The 14,666-nt window shown below is 46.0% G+C and carries 15 protein-coding genes; 12 read left to right on the forward strand and 3 right to left on the reverse strand.

The annotated features are described in order from the left end of the window. The first annotated feature begins 88 nt into the window (after window positions 1-88). From KXZ66_RS01725 to KXZ66_RS01735, 3 genes are all read left to right on the forward strand, one after another. Window positions 89-553 (forward strand): MarR family transcriptional regulator, encoded by a 465-nt coding sequence (locus KXZ66_RS01725; RefSeq protein WP_014475735.1) that lies wholly within the window; start codon window positions 89-91, stop codon window positions 551-553. 73 nt (window positions 554-626) lie between these two features. Further along, on the forward strand, window positions 627-1,256 hold the full coding sequence (locus KXZ66_RS01730; protein ID WP_003246469.1) for a LysE family translocator: 630 nt from the start codon (window positions 627-629) through the stop codon (window positions 1,254-1,256). Between the two features lie 69 nt (window positions 1,257-1,325). Next, the gene (locus KXZ66_RS01735; protein ID WP_041850668.1) at window positions 1,326-2,087 is read left to right on the forward strand and encodes a YqcI/YcgG family protein; all 762 of its coding nucleotides are present in this window, start codon (window positions 1,326-1,328) and stop codon (window positions 2,085-2,087) included. A 1-nt stretch (window position 2,088) separates the two neighbouring features. Here KXZ66_RS01735 and KXZ66_RS01740 read toward each other — a convergent pair whose 3' ends face one another. Further along, the gene (locus KXZ66_RS01740; protein WP_021481846.1) at window positions 2,089-3,429 is read right to left on the reverse strand and encodes an amino acid permease; all 1,341 of its coding nucleotides are present in this window, start codon (window positions 3,427-3,429) and stop codon (window positions 2,089-2,091) included. A gap of 129 nt (window positions 3,430-3,558) precedes the next feature. Here KXZ66_RS01740 and KXZ66_RS01745 point away from each other — a divergent pair, with 129 nt between their 5' ends. Next, entirely contained in the window at window positions 3,559-4,155 is a 597-nt protein-coding gene (locus KXZ66_RS01745; protein WP_003246345.1) for a DUF1989 domain-containing protein, read from the forward strand. Between the two features lie 129 nt (window positions 4,156-4,284). Next, window positions 4,285-5,103, forward strand: coding sequence for an NAD(+) synthase (gene nadE, locus KXZ66_RS01750; protein WP_003246440.1), 819 nt, complete (start codon window positions 4,285-4,287; stop codon window positions 5,101-5,103). A gap of 49 nt (window positions 5,104-5,152) precedes the next feature. Here nadE and tmrB read toward each other — a convergent pair whose 3' ends face one another. After that, on the reverse strand, window positions 5,153-5,746 hold the full coding sequence (gene tmrB, locus KXZ66_RS01755; RefSeq protein ID WP_041850762.1) for a tunicamycin resistance ATP-binding TmrB: 594 nt from the start codon (window positions 5,744-5,746) through the stop codon (window positions 5,153-5,155). Between the two features lie 277 nt (window positions 5,747-6,023). Here tmrB and KXZ66_RS01760 point away from each other — a divergent pair, with 277 nt between their 5' ends. After that, entirely contained in the window at window positions 6,024-6,584 is a 561-nt protein-coding gene (locus KXZ66_RS01760) for a shikimate kinase (protein WP_003246473.1), read from the forward strand. A gap of 27 nt (window positions 6,585-6,611) precedes the next feature. Here the strand turns inward: KXZ66_RS01760 and KXZ66_RS01765 are convergent, their stop codons facing one another. After that, on the reverse strand, window positions 6,612-7,373 hold the full coding sequence (locus KXZ66_RS01765) for a class I SAM-dependent methyltransferase (protein WP_021481844.1): 762 nt from the start codon (window positions 7,371-7,373) through the stop codon (window positions 6,612-6,614). Between the two features lie 117 nt (window positions 7,374-7,490). Between KXZ66_RS01765 and KXZ66_RS01770 the strand changes: the two genes are divergently transcribed. The 6 genes from KXZ66_RS01770 to putP all read left to right on the forward strand — a co-directional run bounded on the left by KXZ66_RS01770 (window position 7,491) and on the right by putP (window position 14,568). Continuing rightward, window positions 7,491-8,465, forward strand: a complete 975-nt coding sequence (locus tag KXZ66_RS01770) for a LysR family transcriptional regulator (protein WP_163138468.1) — start codon at window positions 7,491-7,493, stop codon at window positions 8,463-8,465. 71 nt (window positions 8,466-8,536) lie between these two features. Next, window positions 8,537-9,493 (forward strand): cephalosporin C deacetylase, encoded by a 957-nt coding sequence (gene cah / locus KXZ66_RS01775; RefSeq protein WP_015715213.1) that lies wholly within the window; start codon window positions 8,537-8,539, stop codon window positions 9,491-9,493. An 83-nt stretch (window positions 9,494-9,576) separates the two neighbouring features. Further along, a complete protein-coding gene (locus tag KXZ66_RS01780; RefSeq protein WP_003246492.1) occupies window positions 9,577-10,359 on the forward strand; it encodes a nucleotidyltransferase domain-containing protein in 783 nt (260 codons plus the stop codon). Between the two features lie 188 nt (window positions 10,360-10,547). Beyond that, window positions 10,548-11,459: a proline dehydrogenase PutB gene (gene putB / locus KXZ66_RS01785; RefSeq protein ID WP_003246421.1), complete on the forward strand. Its 912-nt coding sequence runs from the start codon at window positions 10,548-10,550 to the stop codon at window positions 11,457-11,459. Between the two features lie 16 nt (window positions 11,460-11,475). Next, window positions 11,476-13,023, forward strand: a complete 1,548-nt coding sequence (gene pruA, locus KXZ66_RS01790; protein WP_003234655.1) for an L-glutamate gamma-semialdehyde dehydrogenase — start codon at window positions 11,476-11,478, stop codon at window positions 13,021-13,023. A gap of 123 nt (window positions 13,024-13,146) precedes the next feature. Beyond that, window positions 13,147-14,568 (forward strand): sodium/proline symporter PutP, encoded by a 1,422-nt coding sequence (putP, locus tag KXZ66_RS01795; RefSeq protein ID WP_010886399.1) that lies wholly within the window; start codon window positions 13,147-13,149, stop codon window positions 14,566-14,568. Window positions 14,569-14,666 lie beyond the last annotated feature (98 nt).

A 14,666-nucleotide genomic window follows, 5' to 3' on the forward strand; every position in this document is an offset into this window, starting at 1 on the left:
TATGTAAGTTCTGATATCATGATAATAGTTTGATCGTTGAATATCTCGATTATCAAGATAAACTCGATTTTATAGGGAGGACTGTCAGTTGTCAACAAGAAATTCCAGAAGTGAGTTGGAAAAGACTGCTGTTCAGCTTTTTCGAAAACTGGGCACAAGAACGGTTCTGTTCCATCAGGCAGCCGCTCAAGCTCTCGGTCTGTTTCCTACCGATTTGAAATCAGCTGACATTTTAAATGAAGCAGGGCCGATGACGGCCGGAGAGCTGGGAAAAAAAACCGGCCTCAGCACGGGTTCCGTCACGGCGCTTGTTGACCGGCTGGAAAAAGCGGGGTATGTGGCTCGTGAAAAGGACCCGAACGATCGCAGGAGAGTCGTAATCGTCCCTTTGACTGCTTCGAAAAAACATATAAAGGATTTGTTCCGTCCTTTGTCTGAGTCGACGATGGAGTTGTGCCGCGAATATACGGAAGAGGAGCTGGAACTCATTTTTAGTTTTGTAGGCAAAGCCGCCGATATTATGGAGGAAGAGCTTGAACGTCTGAAACAGTAAGTGAATTTGTGCATAGCTTGGCCCGTTCCCGAATAAATTGTACAAGTTACATAAGAGAAGGGAGTACGGGCCGGTGAACATTTTTTTGAGCTATATTGTGCTGGGACTGTCCTTGTCTGCGCCTGTGGGGCCAGTGAATGCGGCGCAAATAGACAAAGGAATTAAAAACGGTTTTTGGCATGCATGGATTTTCGGTTTAGGCGCCATGACAGCGGATGGGCTGTACATGCTTTTTATCTATTTCGGGCTGTCACAGTTCTTGACCGCTCCATTTGTAAAAACGTTTTTGTGGCTGTTCGGCTTTTTTGTCCTGACCTATACCGGAATTGAAACGCTGAAAAACGTCAGAGAACCGATGGATGTGCGAAGCTCGCGGGGGAAACCGTCATACAGGAAAACATTCGCATCGGGTTTTCTCATTTCATTGTCAAACCCATTGAGCATCCTTTTTTGGCTTGGAATTTACGGAAGCATTCTTGCGAAAACAGCAGAGGCCTACAATATGAATCAGCTTCTAATCTATAGCTCCGGCATCATGATCGGCATTTTAATCTGGGATTTCTGCATGGCTATCACAGCCAGTACGTTCAGAAACCTGCTTCATGAAAAGCTATTGAGAGGATTGACCGGAATCGCCGGTGTATCCCTCCTTGTGTTTGGCTTTTACTTTGGTTATCAGGGCATCAAACAGTTATTGGGCTGATTCATGAAGGACAGTCACCTGCCGCTTCCAGTTTTAATATAGTATCCAGATGATACTGGAGGTGGATCAATGGTGAATGGGATTTACACCAAAAGTTTTCTGGAACGTATTCAGGAAGAGCTTCCTGAATGGCAAAGAATCGCTTTTGAACTGCTGGCAGAAACTCTGGCGGACGATGCGGATACGTTTCCATGCATTCCCGGACGCCAGGCGTTTCTGACTGATCAGCTTCGGATTGCTTTTGCCGGAGATCCGCGGGAAAACCGCACAGCGGAGGAACTGGCTCCGTTGCTTGCGGAGTACGGCAAGATATCGCGGGACACGGGAAAATACGCATCCCTCGTTGTGTTGTTTGATACACCGGAAGATTTGGCGGAGCATTATTCGATTGAAGCGTATGAAGAGCTGTTTTGGCGCTTTTTAAATAGACTGAGTCATCAAGACGAAAAAGAATGGCCGGAAGATATTCCGGCCAATCCTGAGCATTATAAATGGGAGTTTTGTTTTGACGGCGAGCCGTATTTCATTCTGTGCGCTACACCGGGGCACGAGGCAAGAAGAAGCCGGAGCTTTCCTTTTTTTATGATCACGTTTCAGCCAAGGTGGGTGTTTGATGACCTAAATGGATCTACTGCATTTGGCCGTAACATGAGCAGGCTGATCCGATCTCGTTTAGAGGCCTATGATCAGGCTCCGATTCACCCGCAATTAGGCTGGTATGGAGGAAAGGATAATCGTGAATGGAAGCAGTATTTCCTCCGTGATGACGAAAAACAGGTATCGAAGTGCCCGTTTTCTTATTTAAAGAACATGTTCAACAAAATGAAATAAATCAAGGACTGGCAGGGCGATCTTTATGACCCTGCTTTTTTTGATAGATCATGGTAACGATGGCGATAATCACGAGAAAACCTATGCTGACGAAAAAACCGGGCCGGCTTGATTTTTCAAACAATGTACCGGACACAGCTGCAGCAATCAGAACCATCGCTAAATAAATTTGCGTTTTTCCCATGCCCTCGGGATCAGTCAGCTTTTTGCTGGAGAACAGGATAAACAGCCAAGTGTATAAAAGCATAAGCCCCGCAGCTGTTGTCATATGCTCATAAATGTTTTTAGGCAGCACTAACGACAGAATAATGGAGAGGACAAGCCCCGCAAACGTCAGCCCAAGTGCCGGCCAGCATATTTTTTTGCCTTCCTTTAGAGTAAAGCATTTCGGCGCGTCGCCGTCATCAGCCATTGTACAAAGCAATGTCGTAACCGCAAATAGCGAAGCGACAAGGGTCGAGAACCCTGCGATGATGAAAATCCCGTTAAATATATCAAGGATGATCTCAAGGTTATATCCTTTTAATGACGTAATGAACGGACTGTCCTGTTCAGTAAACGCGTGTAACGGAACCAAAAGCAGAGCAAGCCCGATTGAAATGATATAAATAATCGCCAGCGTCGCCAGCATCAGTTTCCCTGATTTTGACGCTTCCTCAGGTTTTTTTAAGTGAACCGCCATCAGCCCCATGACCTCAATTCCGCCAAAAGCGTAAAACGCGTAGATTAAACCTGTCCACAGCCCCATGGCGCCGTATGGGAAAAACTCACTCGTCTTATTTGGAACATGTATGCCATGATTTCCGCCGGACAGGATACCGCATAAAGCCAGGATGGCAATGACAATAAACATAAAAATAGCAGCTGTTTTAATGACTGCCAGCACGTTTTCTGTTTTTTCAAAGACGGACAGGCCGGTGAAAATAATAAGGAGCCCCAGTACTGCGTAGATTGAGGCAAACACCCATAGCGGCACTTGAGGAAACCAATGCTTCGTAAAGAGCGAAATGGCTGTCAGCTGGCTTCCGGTAATCAGCATTTCTGATGACCAGTACACCCAGCCGTTGCTGAAGCCTGCCCATTTGCCGAATGCTTTTCGGGCATACGCACAAAACGAACCTTTTTCCGGCTGCTTCGCCGACAGCTTGGCGAGCTGTTCAAAGACAAAATACGTACCGATCCCTGCGATCAGAAATGAAAGGAGAACGGAAAAACCGCTTTTTACAATTGCGATGCTGGAACCGAGAAAGAAGCCTGTTCCAATCGTGCAGCCGACTCCGATCAGTGACAGCTGCCACCAAGCCAGATTCCCTTTTGGCTGGTCTTTTTTTGTTTGGCTCATTATTTATTCAACCCCTTTTATCTAAGGTTAGATTGTGATCTGTCCGAAGCTTATATACATCGGATTTTTGCCTCTTTTTACATGGAGAAGGAAGCGGACGCTCATACTAATGAAAAAAGGAGCAAACCAATGACACAGCAATATATTGTGGAGCCGAAAAAAGGGCTTGGGCTGAAGCTGAAAAAGGGGCAGATTTTAAAGGTGGTTGATGTAGAAGGGCAGCAGGTGGCTGATTTTGTCGCATACCATGCCAAGGATTTTTATGAACACCTTGATCAGGGAGCGACGATAGACGCCAATCACTCCATTCATGTGAAGGTCAACGACCATCTCTACTCCAACCTGTATAAGCCGATGTTAACCCTGATTGAAGATACGGTCGGCAAGCATGATCTGCTGCTGCCCGCCTGCCGTCCTGATATGAACAGGCTCTTATATGGGAAGCAAAAGGATGAGTTCCAGGATACGTGCTATGACAATATGAACCGTGCGCTTGAGCAGTTTGGCGTACCGAAGCCTCACATGCATTACCCATTTGCGATTTTTATGAATACTGTCCTTGATGAGAAAGGGAATCTGTCTGTGGAAACGCCGCTTTCGAATGCCGGAGATTATGTAAGGCTCAGGGCGGAGATGGATTTAATTGTCGCGTTTTCTTCCTGCCCGATTGAAAAAGGGAAATGCAATGGCGACAGTGTGACATCCATACGGGTTGAAGTCAGCTGATCTCTCTTGTTCACTGTGAATGAAGACCTGTGCTATATTTAATAGGGATACATAACAGTCATGATTCATTTTCATTGATTTGGGGAAATGATCAGTAACAAGGGAAAATGTACAGGAGGAATGATTGGGATGAGCATGCAGGAAAAGATTATGCGTGAGTTACATGTGAAGCCCTCAATTGATCCAAAGCAAGAAATTGAGGACCGAGTCAATTTTTTAAAACAATATGTAAAGAAAACCGGTGCTAAAGGCTTTGTATTGGGAATCAGCGGCGGCCAGGATTCAACACTTGCGGGAAGACTCGCTCAGCTTGCGGTGGAGAGCATTCGCGAGGAGGGCGGAGACGCTCAATTTATCGCTGTCCGTCTTCCGCATGGCACACAGCAGGATGAAGACGATGCCCAGCTTGCTTTGAAGTTTATTAAGCCGGATAAATCATGGAAGTTTGATATTAAATCAACAGTCAGCGCTTTTTCTGATCAGTATCAGCAGGAAACAGGCGATCAGCTGACGGACTTTAATAAAGGAAACGTAAAAGCAAGAACAAGAATGATCGCGCAATACGCGATCGGCGGCCAGGAAGGCCTTCTTGTGTTAGGAACAGACCATGCTGCTGAAGCAGTGACTGGTTTCTTTACGAAGTACGGTGACGGCGGAGCAGACCTCCTGCCGCTGACAGGCTTGACGAAGCGCCAGGGAAGAACCCTGCTGAAAGAGCTGGGTGCACCGGAACGCTTATACTTAAAAGAACCGACTGCCGATCTGCTCGACGAAAAACCGCAGCAGTCGGATGAAACAGAGCTTGGCATTTCCTACGACGAGATTGACGATTATCTCGAAGGAAAAGAAGTATCAGCGAAAGTATCAGAAGCGCTGGAAAAACGCTACAGCATGACTGAACATAAACGCCAGGTTCCGGCGTCTATGTTTGATGACTGGTGGAAATAAGTTGAAGAAAGCCCGCTCTCGGAGCGGGCTTTTGTCGTGTACAGGAGCTTTATTTGATGCGGATATGATTCAGCTTTACCATTAATCTGTCGGTGAACCTTCGGAGGCTGCCTCTCGTATCAGGATCTAATGGGAGTTCGGCTCTCGCGGCAATGTTCTCTGCCACATCCTGAATCGACAGGTTGTCTGTTTGAATGTGGTCCTCAAAAATGGGTGATGATAAACCTTCAACGCAGCGGTCAATTTGTTTGGCGGCCCATGAGTTTTTTCCTTCTGCTCTGGTGCGCAGCCTTTTTAACAAGGTTTCCTTTGAAGCCATTAATGTAAAGTGGTGAACGATCCTTCCTTCATGTCTGAGCCTGCCGATGATCTCATTGAAGTATTCAGGATGTACAATCGTCATAGGCACAATAATGATGCCGCGGTATGTATCTGTCAGAGAAGCTAGCAAACTGTAATTGAACGCCCGCCATAAAGGATAGCTTTGAAAATCGTCCTTTGCGATCTCCTGCGGCACCATGGAGCGCAGCGCAAAACCCATTTTCTCGGGATCATACACGTAAGATGGGTTCAGCCTTCTGTGCAGTTCGAAGGCTGTTTGTGTTTTTCCGGAACCGAATGCCCCGTTTATCCAAATGATCATCACCATTTCTCCCTTCCTATTCATCATACAGAAAAAGACCCTTCCATCGAAGAGTCAGCTGGAAAAACAATAAAGGCGGAAGGTTTTAACGCTTTTTTGCGTCGAAGTATTAAAATACCTGCAGAAATGTTGTACAATGAATGTCATTCAGGCAAAAATGGCTAAACAACAAAGCGCACTTTAAACTTGACCGGTAAAGCCGGTATCTATATAAATATTCGCTAAATAAGCATATAATGAATATAAAATTTCATTCCTTAGGAGGATTTCGCCGAAGATGAACGCTAAACGAGCCATCCCAGTAAGAGAAAGAAATATCGTCCTGATCGGATTCATGGGTGTAGGAAAAACAACAATCGGCCAATTGGTCGCTAAAAAATTATATAGAGATTTTATTGATATTGACCAGCAGATCGAAAAGGATTTCAATATGTCAATTCCTGAGATATTTGAGAAAAAGGGAGAAGACTTTTTCCGGAAAACGGAGAAGGAATATATTTTAGACATCTGCCATCATAAACGATTCAAAATCGTATCTCTGGGCGGGGGATCTTTTAAACAAGAAGAAATCAGGAATTGCTGTCTGGAAAACTGTCTCGTGCTTCATCTGGACCTGTCATGGGAGAACTGGAAGCAGCGCGCGGATTTATTGATCGAAAGCCGCCCTGTACTGCATAACCGTTCAATGGATGAAATGGAACAGCTGTTTAACGAAAGAAAAGTCATTTATGACAAGCACAATTCAAAAGTGGCAACAGACAACCTTTCCCCGGAAGAGGTTGCCGATTACATTGTTGAGACATTAAAAATTGGCTGGGATCTTTATCAGCCGATGTAAAAAGCCGTGCGCAGCGCACGGCTTTTTTTATCGTTTTATCCCTTGTATCAAAATCGCTTTTAAACAAAAGGAGATGGGCTGTCCGTTTTGGTTCAATGTAATACAGAACGTGTCGCGTGCTTCGTCTGATGCGTGATTCAAGTGGGTAATGATTTGTTTTTCTCGGTCAGCGGGGGTTCCGCCTCGTTTGATCCAGCTATCGTATTGAATCGGCAAATTCCACTTTTGGATGTCTTGATAGGCCAGTTGATTGGCGCTGAACATCGCCTGCCATTCTGATAATGAGCTTTCACGAACATGGGAAGGGTCTCGAAGCCGGTTCAAATGATTGACAAACTCATCAAGAACGGGATCTTCAGGCGCGTAATGATCAACTAAGAGAAAACGTCCGTCCTGTTTTAGTACGCGTGCAACCTCTCTGACAGCTTTGCGGACATCTGAAAAATGGTGGGCTGCGTATCGGCAGGTGATGATGTCAAATGAATCGTCGGGGAAGGGGAGTGACTCTGCCGTTCCTTGCTGAAAGCGTACGTTTTCAGCTCCTTTTTCTTGCGCGAAGGAGGACGCAACCTCAACCATCTCTTTCGTCGCATCAACACCGATGCACTCCTGTACATAAGGAGAAAATGCCAGGGCCGTATGGCCGGCGCCCGCTCCGATATCCAGCACCCGATGCTCTGCCCGGCATTCCGCTGTTTTGATCATCAACCCCAAATCTTCCCCCTCGGCAAATACCTTTTCATCCCGATACATCTCGGCGTTTTTAGAAAACGGTGTTTCATTTGTCATTTGAACCAGCTCCTTCTTTTCGTAAATGATGATATGGATTATGTTAGCAATTTCTGTTATGATTCGTCCAAGATATAAAAATGATGAAAACGATAGGTTCAACCTATGGAGGCTGAAATGGATATTAAAGTGATGGAATATGCAGCGGAAATTGCCCGGCGCCAAAGCTTTACAAAGGCGGCGGAACATCTTCATATCGCACAGCCGTCTCTCAGCCAGCAAATCAAAAAGCTTGAGGCTGAGCTGGGGCTTACCCTTTTTCACAGATCTCATGGCTCTGTTACACTGACACCCCACGGCAGGCGTTTCATTGAAAAAGCCGAGGACATCATTCGTTCCAGAGATGATTTGCTTCGGGAAATGCAGGAGCGATCACAGGGAATCGGTCATAAATTATCCATCGGGATTCCTGCTGTAACAGGGAGATATCTCTTTCCTCCGCTGCTGAAGCAGTTTTTGGCGCGCTATCCTCATGTGGAGGTTCAGCTTGTTGAAAAAGATCCGGTTTCATTAGAGGAGATGACGGCAAAGGGAGAAGTTGACCTTTCTGTTTTATCCTTGCCGATCGAGGATGAACGGCTCTCCATTACACCCTTGCTCACGGAACCGATTGTTCTCGCAGTACCGAAGGAAAAACAAAGGTGGATGCCGCCGGAAATGGTCGCGCTGATTGAGAAAGCGCTGGAAGGTAAGGAGGGACGCCAGCCGTGTGTGCCGCTTGACATGGTAAGGAACGTGCCATTTATTCTGTTAAAAGAAGGCTTCGGCTTTCGCAGGACAGTTCTCGATCTCTGTGCGGAAAGCGGCTTTAAGCCGAATGCCGCCTTTAAGACAAGCCATATTGAAACCGCCCAATCTCTTGTGGCTAACGGATTAGGTGTGACAATGGCGCCGAATATGGTCAGAAGGGATAAAGATCCGGGTGTGATCTATTTATCGATTCAATCCGCGCCATCACGAACCCTCGTCTTCGTCTTTTTAAAGAACCGCTATGTCAGTCTGACCGCCCGGGCCTTTATGGAACTAAGCCGGGAAAGTCTTAAACAAACGTTTGATGAAGGCTGTCTGGGAAACAATGATGAAAATATTTAGAAAACAAAGCCGAAACGTGGTAGTATAGGAATACAAACTATATCTTATAAAACAAAGGGGAATAATCGGAAATGCAACTATTCGATCTGCCGCTCGACCAATTGCAAACATATAAGCCTGAAAAAACAGCACCGAAAGATTTTTCTGAGTTTTGGAAATTGTCTTTGGAGGAACTTGCAAAAGTCCAAGCAGAACCTGATTTACAGCCGGTTGACTATCCTGCTGACGGAGTAAAAGTGTACCGTCTCACATATAAAAGCTTCGGAAACGCCCGCATTACCGGATGGTACGCGGTGCCTGACAAGGAAGGCCCGCATCCGGCGATCGTGAAATATCATGGCTACAATGCAAGCTATGATGGTGAGATTCATGAAATGGTAAACTGGGCACTCCATGGCTACGCCGCATTCGGCATGCTTGTCCGCGGCCAGCAGAGCAGCGAGGATACGAGTATTTCACCGCACGGTCACGCTTTGGGCTGGATGACGAAAGGAATTCTTGATAAAGATACATACTATTACCGCGGTGTTTATTTGGACGCCGTCCGCGCGCTTGAGGTCATCAGCAGCTTCGACGAGGTTGACGAAACAAGGATCGGTGTGACAGGAGGAAGCCAAGGCGGAGGTTTAACCATTGCCGCAGCAGCGCTGTCAGACATTCCAAAAGCCGCGGTTGCCGATTATCCTTATTTAAGCAACTTCGAACGGGCCATTGATGTGGCGCTTGAACAGCCGTACCTTGAAATCAATTCCTTCTTCAGAAGAAATGGCAGCCCGGAAACAGAAGTGCAGGCGATGAAGACACTTTCATATTTCGATATTATGAATCTCGCTGACCGAGTGAAGGTGCCTGTCCTGATGTCAATCGGCCTGATTGACAAGGTCACGCCGCCGTCCACCGTGTTTGCCGCCTACAATCATTTGGAAACAGAGAAAGAGCTGAAGGTGTACCGCTACTTCGGACATGAGTATATCCCTGCTTTTCAAACGGAAAAACTTGCTTTTTTTAAGCAGCATCTTAAAGGCTGATAAATGTGAAAAGCCGCCGCATATCATCAGGCGGTTTTTTTCTGCAAACTGCCAGAATGAGAACAGACTGGAGACGAATAGATATGAAACAAAGAATCATTGATGAATTAAAACGGATCGAGCAGTCATATGGAGTCAAAATCGTGTATGCCGTCGAGTCAGGAAGCCGCGCATGGGGATTTCCGTCGCAGGATAGTGATTACGACGTCCGCTTTATTTATGTGCCGAAAAAGGAGTGGTATTTTTCAATTGAGCAGGAGCGTGATGTCATTGAGGAACCGATTCACGATTTGCTGGATATCAGCGGCTGGGAGCTGAGAAAAACGCTTCGGCTTTTCAAAAAGTCAAACCCTCCGCTCCTCGAATGGCTGTCCTCAGACATTGTGTATTATGAAGCATTTACGACCGCAGAGCAGTTAAGAAAACTGCGGACGGAGGCATTTAAGCCTGAAGCAAGCGTGTATCACTATATCAATATGGCGAGAAGGAACGTCAAGGATTATCTACAAGGACAAGAGGTCAAAATTAAAAAGTACTTCTACGTTCTTCGGCCTATTTTGGCCTGCCAATGGATTGAAAAGCACGGAACTATACCGCCAATGGACTTTACTGTTTTGATGAATGAACTTGTTGCTGAACCCGAGCTGAAGGCTGAAATGGAAACCTTGCTTGAACGGAAAAGAAGAGGGGAAGAGCTTGACCTCGAAGCAAGAATCGATGTTATTCACCAATTCATTGAAACGGAAATCGAAAGAATCATGGAAGCGGCAAAAGAACTGAAGGCAGAGAAAAAAGATATGACATCTGAATTGAACCGTTTGCTTTTGAATACGGTTGAAGAAGTGTGGAAGGATGGAGGAAGCTGATGTTTTTGTCGCTTCCTTTTCTCCTTTATTCGACAGAATCCCCCCCGACTTTCTAACTATCTGATTGTGGCAAACCCACAAAAATAATCAGAATCTTTGTATTTTGAGAATATTGTGAACGTCGGTTTTGTCCATTTACAATAAACTCATACAAATACTTCTTAGATTGCGGGGTGTTGAGGTTGGAAGTGATCACAAGAGATTTTTTCTTATTTTTATCCAAAAGCGGCTTTCTCAATAAAATGGCGAGGAACTGGGGAAGCCGGGTAGCAGCGGGTAAAATTATCGGCGGGAATGACTTTAACAGTTCAATCCCGACCATTCGACAGCTTAACAGCCAAGGCCTGTCAGTTACTGTCGATCATTTAGGCGAGTTTGTGAACAGCGCCGAGGTCGCACGGGAGCGTACGGAAGAGTGCATTCAAACCATTGCGACCATCGCGGATCAGGAGCTGAACTCACACGTTTCTTTAAAAATGACGTCTTTAGGTTTGGATATAGATATGGATTTGGTGTATGAAAATATGACAAAAATCCTTCAGACGGCCGAGAAACATAAAATCATGGTCACCATTGACATGGAGGACGAAGTCAGATGCCAGAAAACGCTTGATATTTTCAAAGATTTCAGAAAGAAATACGAGCATGTGAGCACAGTGCTGCAAGCCTATCTGTACCGAACGGAAAAAGACATTGACGATTTGGATTCTTTAAACCCGTTCCTTCGCCTTGTAAAAGGAGCTTATAAAGAATCAGAAAAAGTAGCTTTCCCGGAGAAAAGCGATGTCGATGAAAATTACAAAAAAATCATCCGAAAGCAGCTCTTAAACGGTCACTATACAGCGATTGCCACACATGACGACAAAATGATCGACTTTACAAAGCAGCTTGCCAAGGAACATGGCATTGCCAATGACAAGTTTGAATTTCAGATGCTGTACGGCATGCGGTCGCAAACCCAGCTCAGCCTCGTAAAAGAAGGTTATAACATGAGAGTCTACCTGCCATACGGCGAGGATTGGTACGGCTACTTTATGAGACGCCTTGCAGAACGTCCGTCAAACATTGCATTTGCTTTCAAAGGAATGACAAAGAAGTAAAAAAGGAGAGATTATCATGACAACACCTTACAAACACGAGCCATTCACAAATTTCCAAGATCAAAACAACGTGGAAGCGTTTAAAAAAGCGCTTGCGACAGTAAGCGAATATTTAGGAAAAGACTATCCGCTTGTCATTAACGGCGAGAGAGTGGAAACAGAAGCGAAAATTGTTTCAATCAACCCGGCTGATAAAGAAGAAGTCGTCGGCCGAGTGTCAAAAGCTTCTCAAGAGCACGCTGAGCAAGCGATTCAAGCGGCTGCAAAAGCATTTGAAGAGTGGAGATACACGTCTCCTGAAGAGAGAGCGGCTGTCCTGTTCCGCGCTGCTGCCAAAGTCCGCAGAAGAAAACATGAATTCTCAGCTTTGCTTGTGAAAGAAGCAGGAAAGCCTTGGAACGAGGCGGATGCCGATACGGCTGAAGCGATTGACTTCATGGAGTATTATGCACGCCAAATGATCGAACTGGCAAAAGGCAAACCGGTCAACAGCCGTGAAGGCGAGAAAAACCAATATGTATACACGCCGACTGGAGTGACAGTCGTTATCCCGCCTTGGAACTTCTTGTTTGCGATCATGGCAGGCACAACAGTGGCGCCGATCGTTACTGGAAACACAGTGGTTCTGAAACCTGCGAGTGCTACACCTGTTATTGCAGCAAAATTTGTTGAGGTGCTTGAAGAGTCCGGATTGCCAAAAGGCGTAGTCAACTTTGTTCCGGGAAGCGGAGCGGAAGTAGGCGACTATCTTGTTGACCATCCGAAAACAAGCCTTATCACATTTACGGGATCAAGAGAAGTTGGTACGAGAATTTTCGAACGCGCGGCGAAGGTTCAGCCAGGCCAGCAGCACTTAAAGCGTGTCATCGCTGAAATGGGCGGTAAAGATACGGTTGTTGTCGATGAGGATGCGGACATTGAATTAGCGGCTCAATCGATCTTTACTTCAGCATTCGGCTTTGCGGGACAAAAATGCTCTGCAGGTTCACGTGCAGTAGTTCATGAAAAAGTGTATGATCAAGTATTAGAGCGTGTCATTGAAATTACGGAATCAAAAGTAACAGCTAAACCTGACAGTGCAGATGTTTATATGGGACCTGTCATTGACCAAGGTTCTTATGATAAAATTATGAGCTATATTGAGATCGGAAAACAGGAAGGGCGTTTAGTAAGCGGCGGTACTGGTGATGATTCGAAAGGATACTTCATCAAACCGACGATCTTCGCTGACCTTGATCCGAAAGCAAGACTCATGCAGGAAGAAATTTTCGGACCTGTCGTTGCATTTTGTAAAGTGTCAGACTTTGATGAAGCTTTAGAAGTGGCAAACAATACTGAATATGGTTTGACAGGCGCGGTTATCACAAACAACCGCAAGCACATCGAGCGTGCGAAACAGGAATTCCATGTCGGAAACCTATACTTCAACCGCAACTGTACAGGTGCTATCGTCGGCTACCATCCGTTTGGCGGCTTCAAAATGTCGGGAACGGATTCAAAAGCAGGCGGGCCGGATTACTTGGCTCTGCATATGCAAGCAAAAACAATCAGTGAAATGTTCTAAGCGGGACTAAATGGGCATCCTCCCTGCGGGGGTGTCCATTTCATCCATATACTATAAAAAAGAGGAGGAAGTGCCATAGAAAACACACAGCTGATTATTTCGATTTGTATTTATATGGCGGGAATGTTGCTAATCGGCTACTTTGCTTACAAGCGTACGTCGAATCTGACGGATTACATGCTGGGAGGACGCTCTTTGGGTCCGGCAGTAACTGCTCTCAGTGCCGGCGCTGCCGATATGAGCGGCTGGCTGCTAATGGGGCTTCCGGGCGCCATGTTTTCTACTGGTCTGAGCGGCGCTTGGATCGTCATCGGACTTTGCCTTGGAGCGTGGGCGAACTGGCTTTACGTCGCACCGCGGCTGAGAACCTATACTGAAAAAGCGGGGAATTCCATTACAATTCCCGGATTCCTGGAAAATCGCTTCGGAGATCAAACAAAGCTTCTCAGACTGTTTTCAGGAATTGTCATTTTAGTCTTTTTCACGTTTTATGTATCGTCCGGAATGGTGTCCGGCGGCGTCTTATTCAACAGCATCTTGGGGATGGATTATCACACCGGCCTGTGGATTGTGACGGGTGTTGTTGTGGCATATACCCTGTTTGGCGGCTTTTTGGCAGTCAGCTGGACAGATTTTGTTCAGGGGATCATTATGTTTGCCGCACTCATTCTTGTGCCGATCGTTACGTTTTTCCACACGGGAGGAGCAGGTGATACAGTTGCTGAAATCCGCTCTGTAGATCCTGATATGTTTAATATTTTCAAAGGAACGAGCGTCCTTGGCATTATTTCTTTGTTTGCCTGGGGGCTGGGATACTTTGGCCAGCCGCATATTATTGTGCGTTTTATGGCGATCACGTCTGTCAAAGAGATCAAAAGAGCGCGCAGAATCGGGATGGGCTGGATGATTTTGTCTGCAGTAGGCGCAGTGCTGACCGGTTTGGGCGGAATCGCTTATTACCATCAGCGCGGCATGACACTGAAGGACCCAGAGACGATTTTTATTCAATTAGGGAATATCTTGTTTCATCCGATTATCACGGGTTTTCTGATTTCAGCGATTTTGGCTGCGATTATGAGTACCATTTCTTCTCAGCTGCTTGTGACATCAAGCTCTCTGGTAGAAGATTTGTATAAGTCGATGTTCAGACGCTCAGCTTCAGATAAAGAGCTGGTGTTTTTAGGCCGTCTGGCTGTTCTGGCTGTTTCAATTGTCGCGTTGGTTCTGGCTTGGGAGAAAAATAACACTATCCTTGGATTGGTCAGCTACGCGTGGGCGGGCTTCGGTGCATCATTCGGGCCGGTTGTACTGCTCAGTCTGTTTTGGAAACGAATGACCAAATGGGGGGCACTCGCCGGCATGATTGTGGGAGCAGCGACTGTAATCATTTGGGCGAATGCCGGTCTTTCGGACTTTCTGTATGAAATGATACCTGGTTTTGCTGCGAGTCTATTATCTGTGTTTTTTGTCAGCATATTGACGCAGGCTCCGTCACAAGCTGTCACAGACCAGTTCAACGACTACCAAGATACAATGTCACAATAAAGATCGAAAGGAGGAGGAAGGGGCTGTCCCTTTTTCCTCTTTTTTCCTTTTAAGCGGCCATTTTTTTCTTTTGGAAACAAACGTATTTTTTTCTATAC

Source organism: Bacillus sp. LJBS17, assembly GCF_019334685.1.
Lineage (GTDB): Bacteria > Bacillota > Bacilli > Bacillales > Bacillaceae > Bacillus > Bacillus subtilis.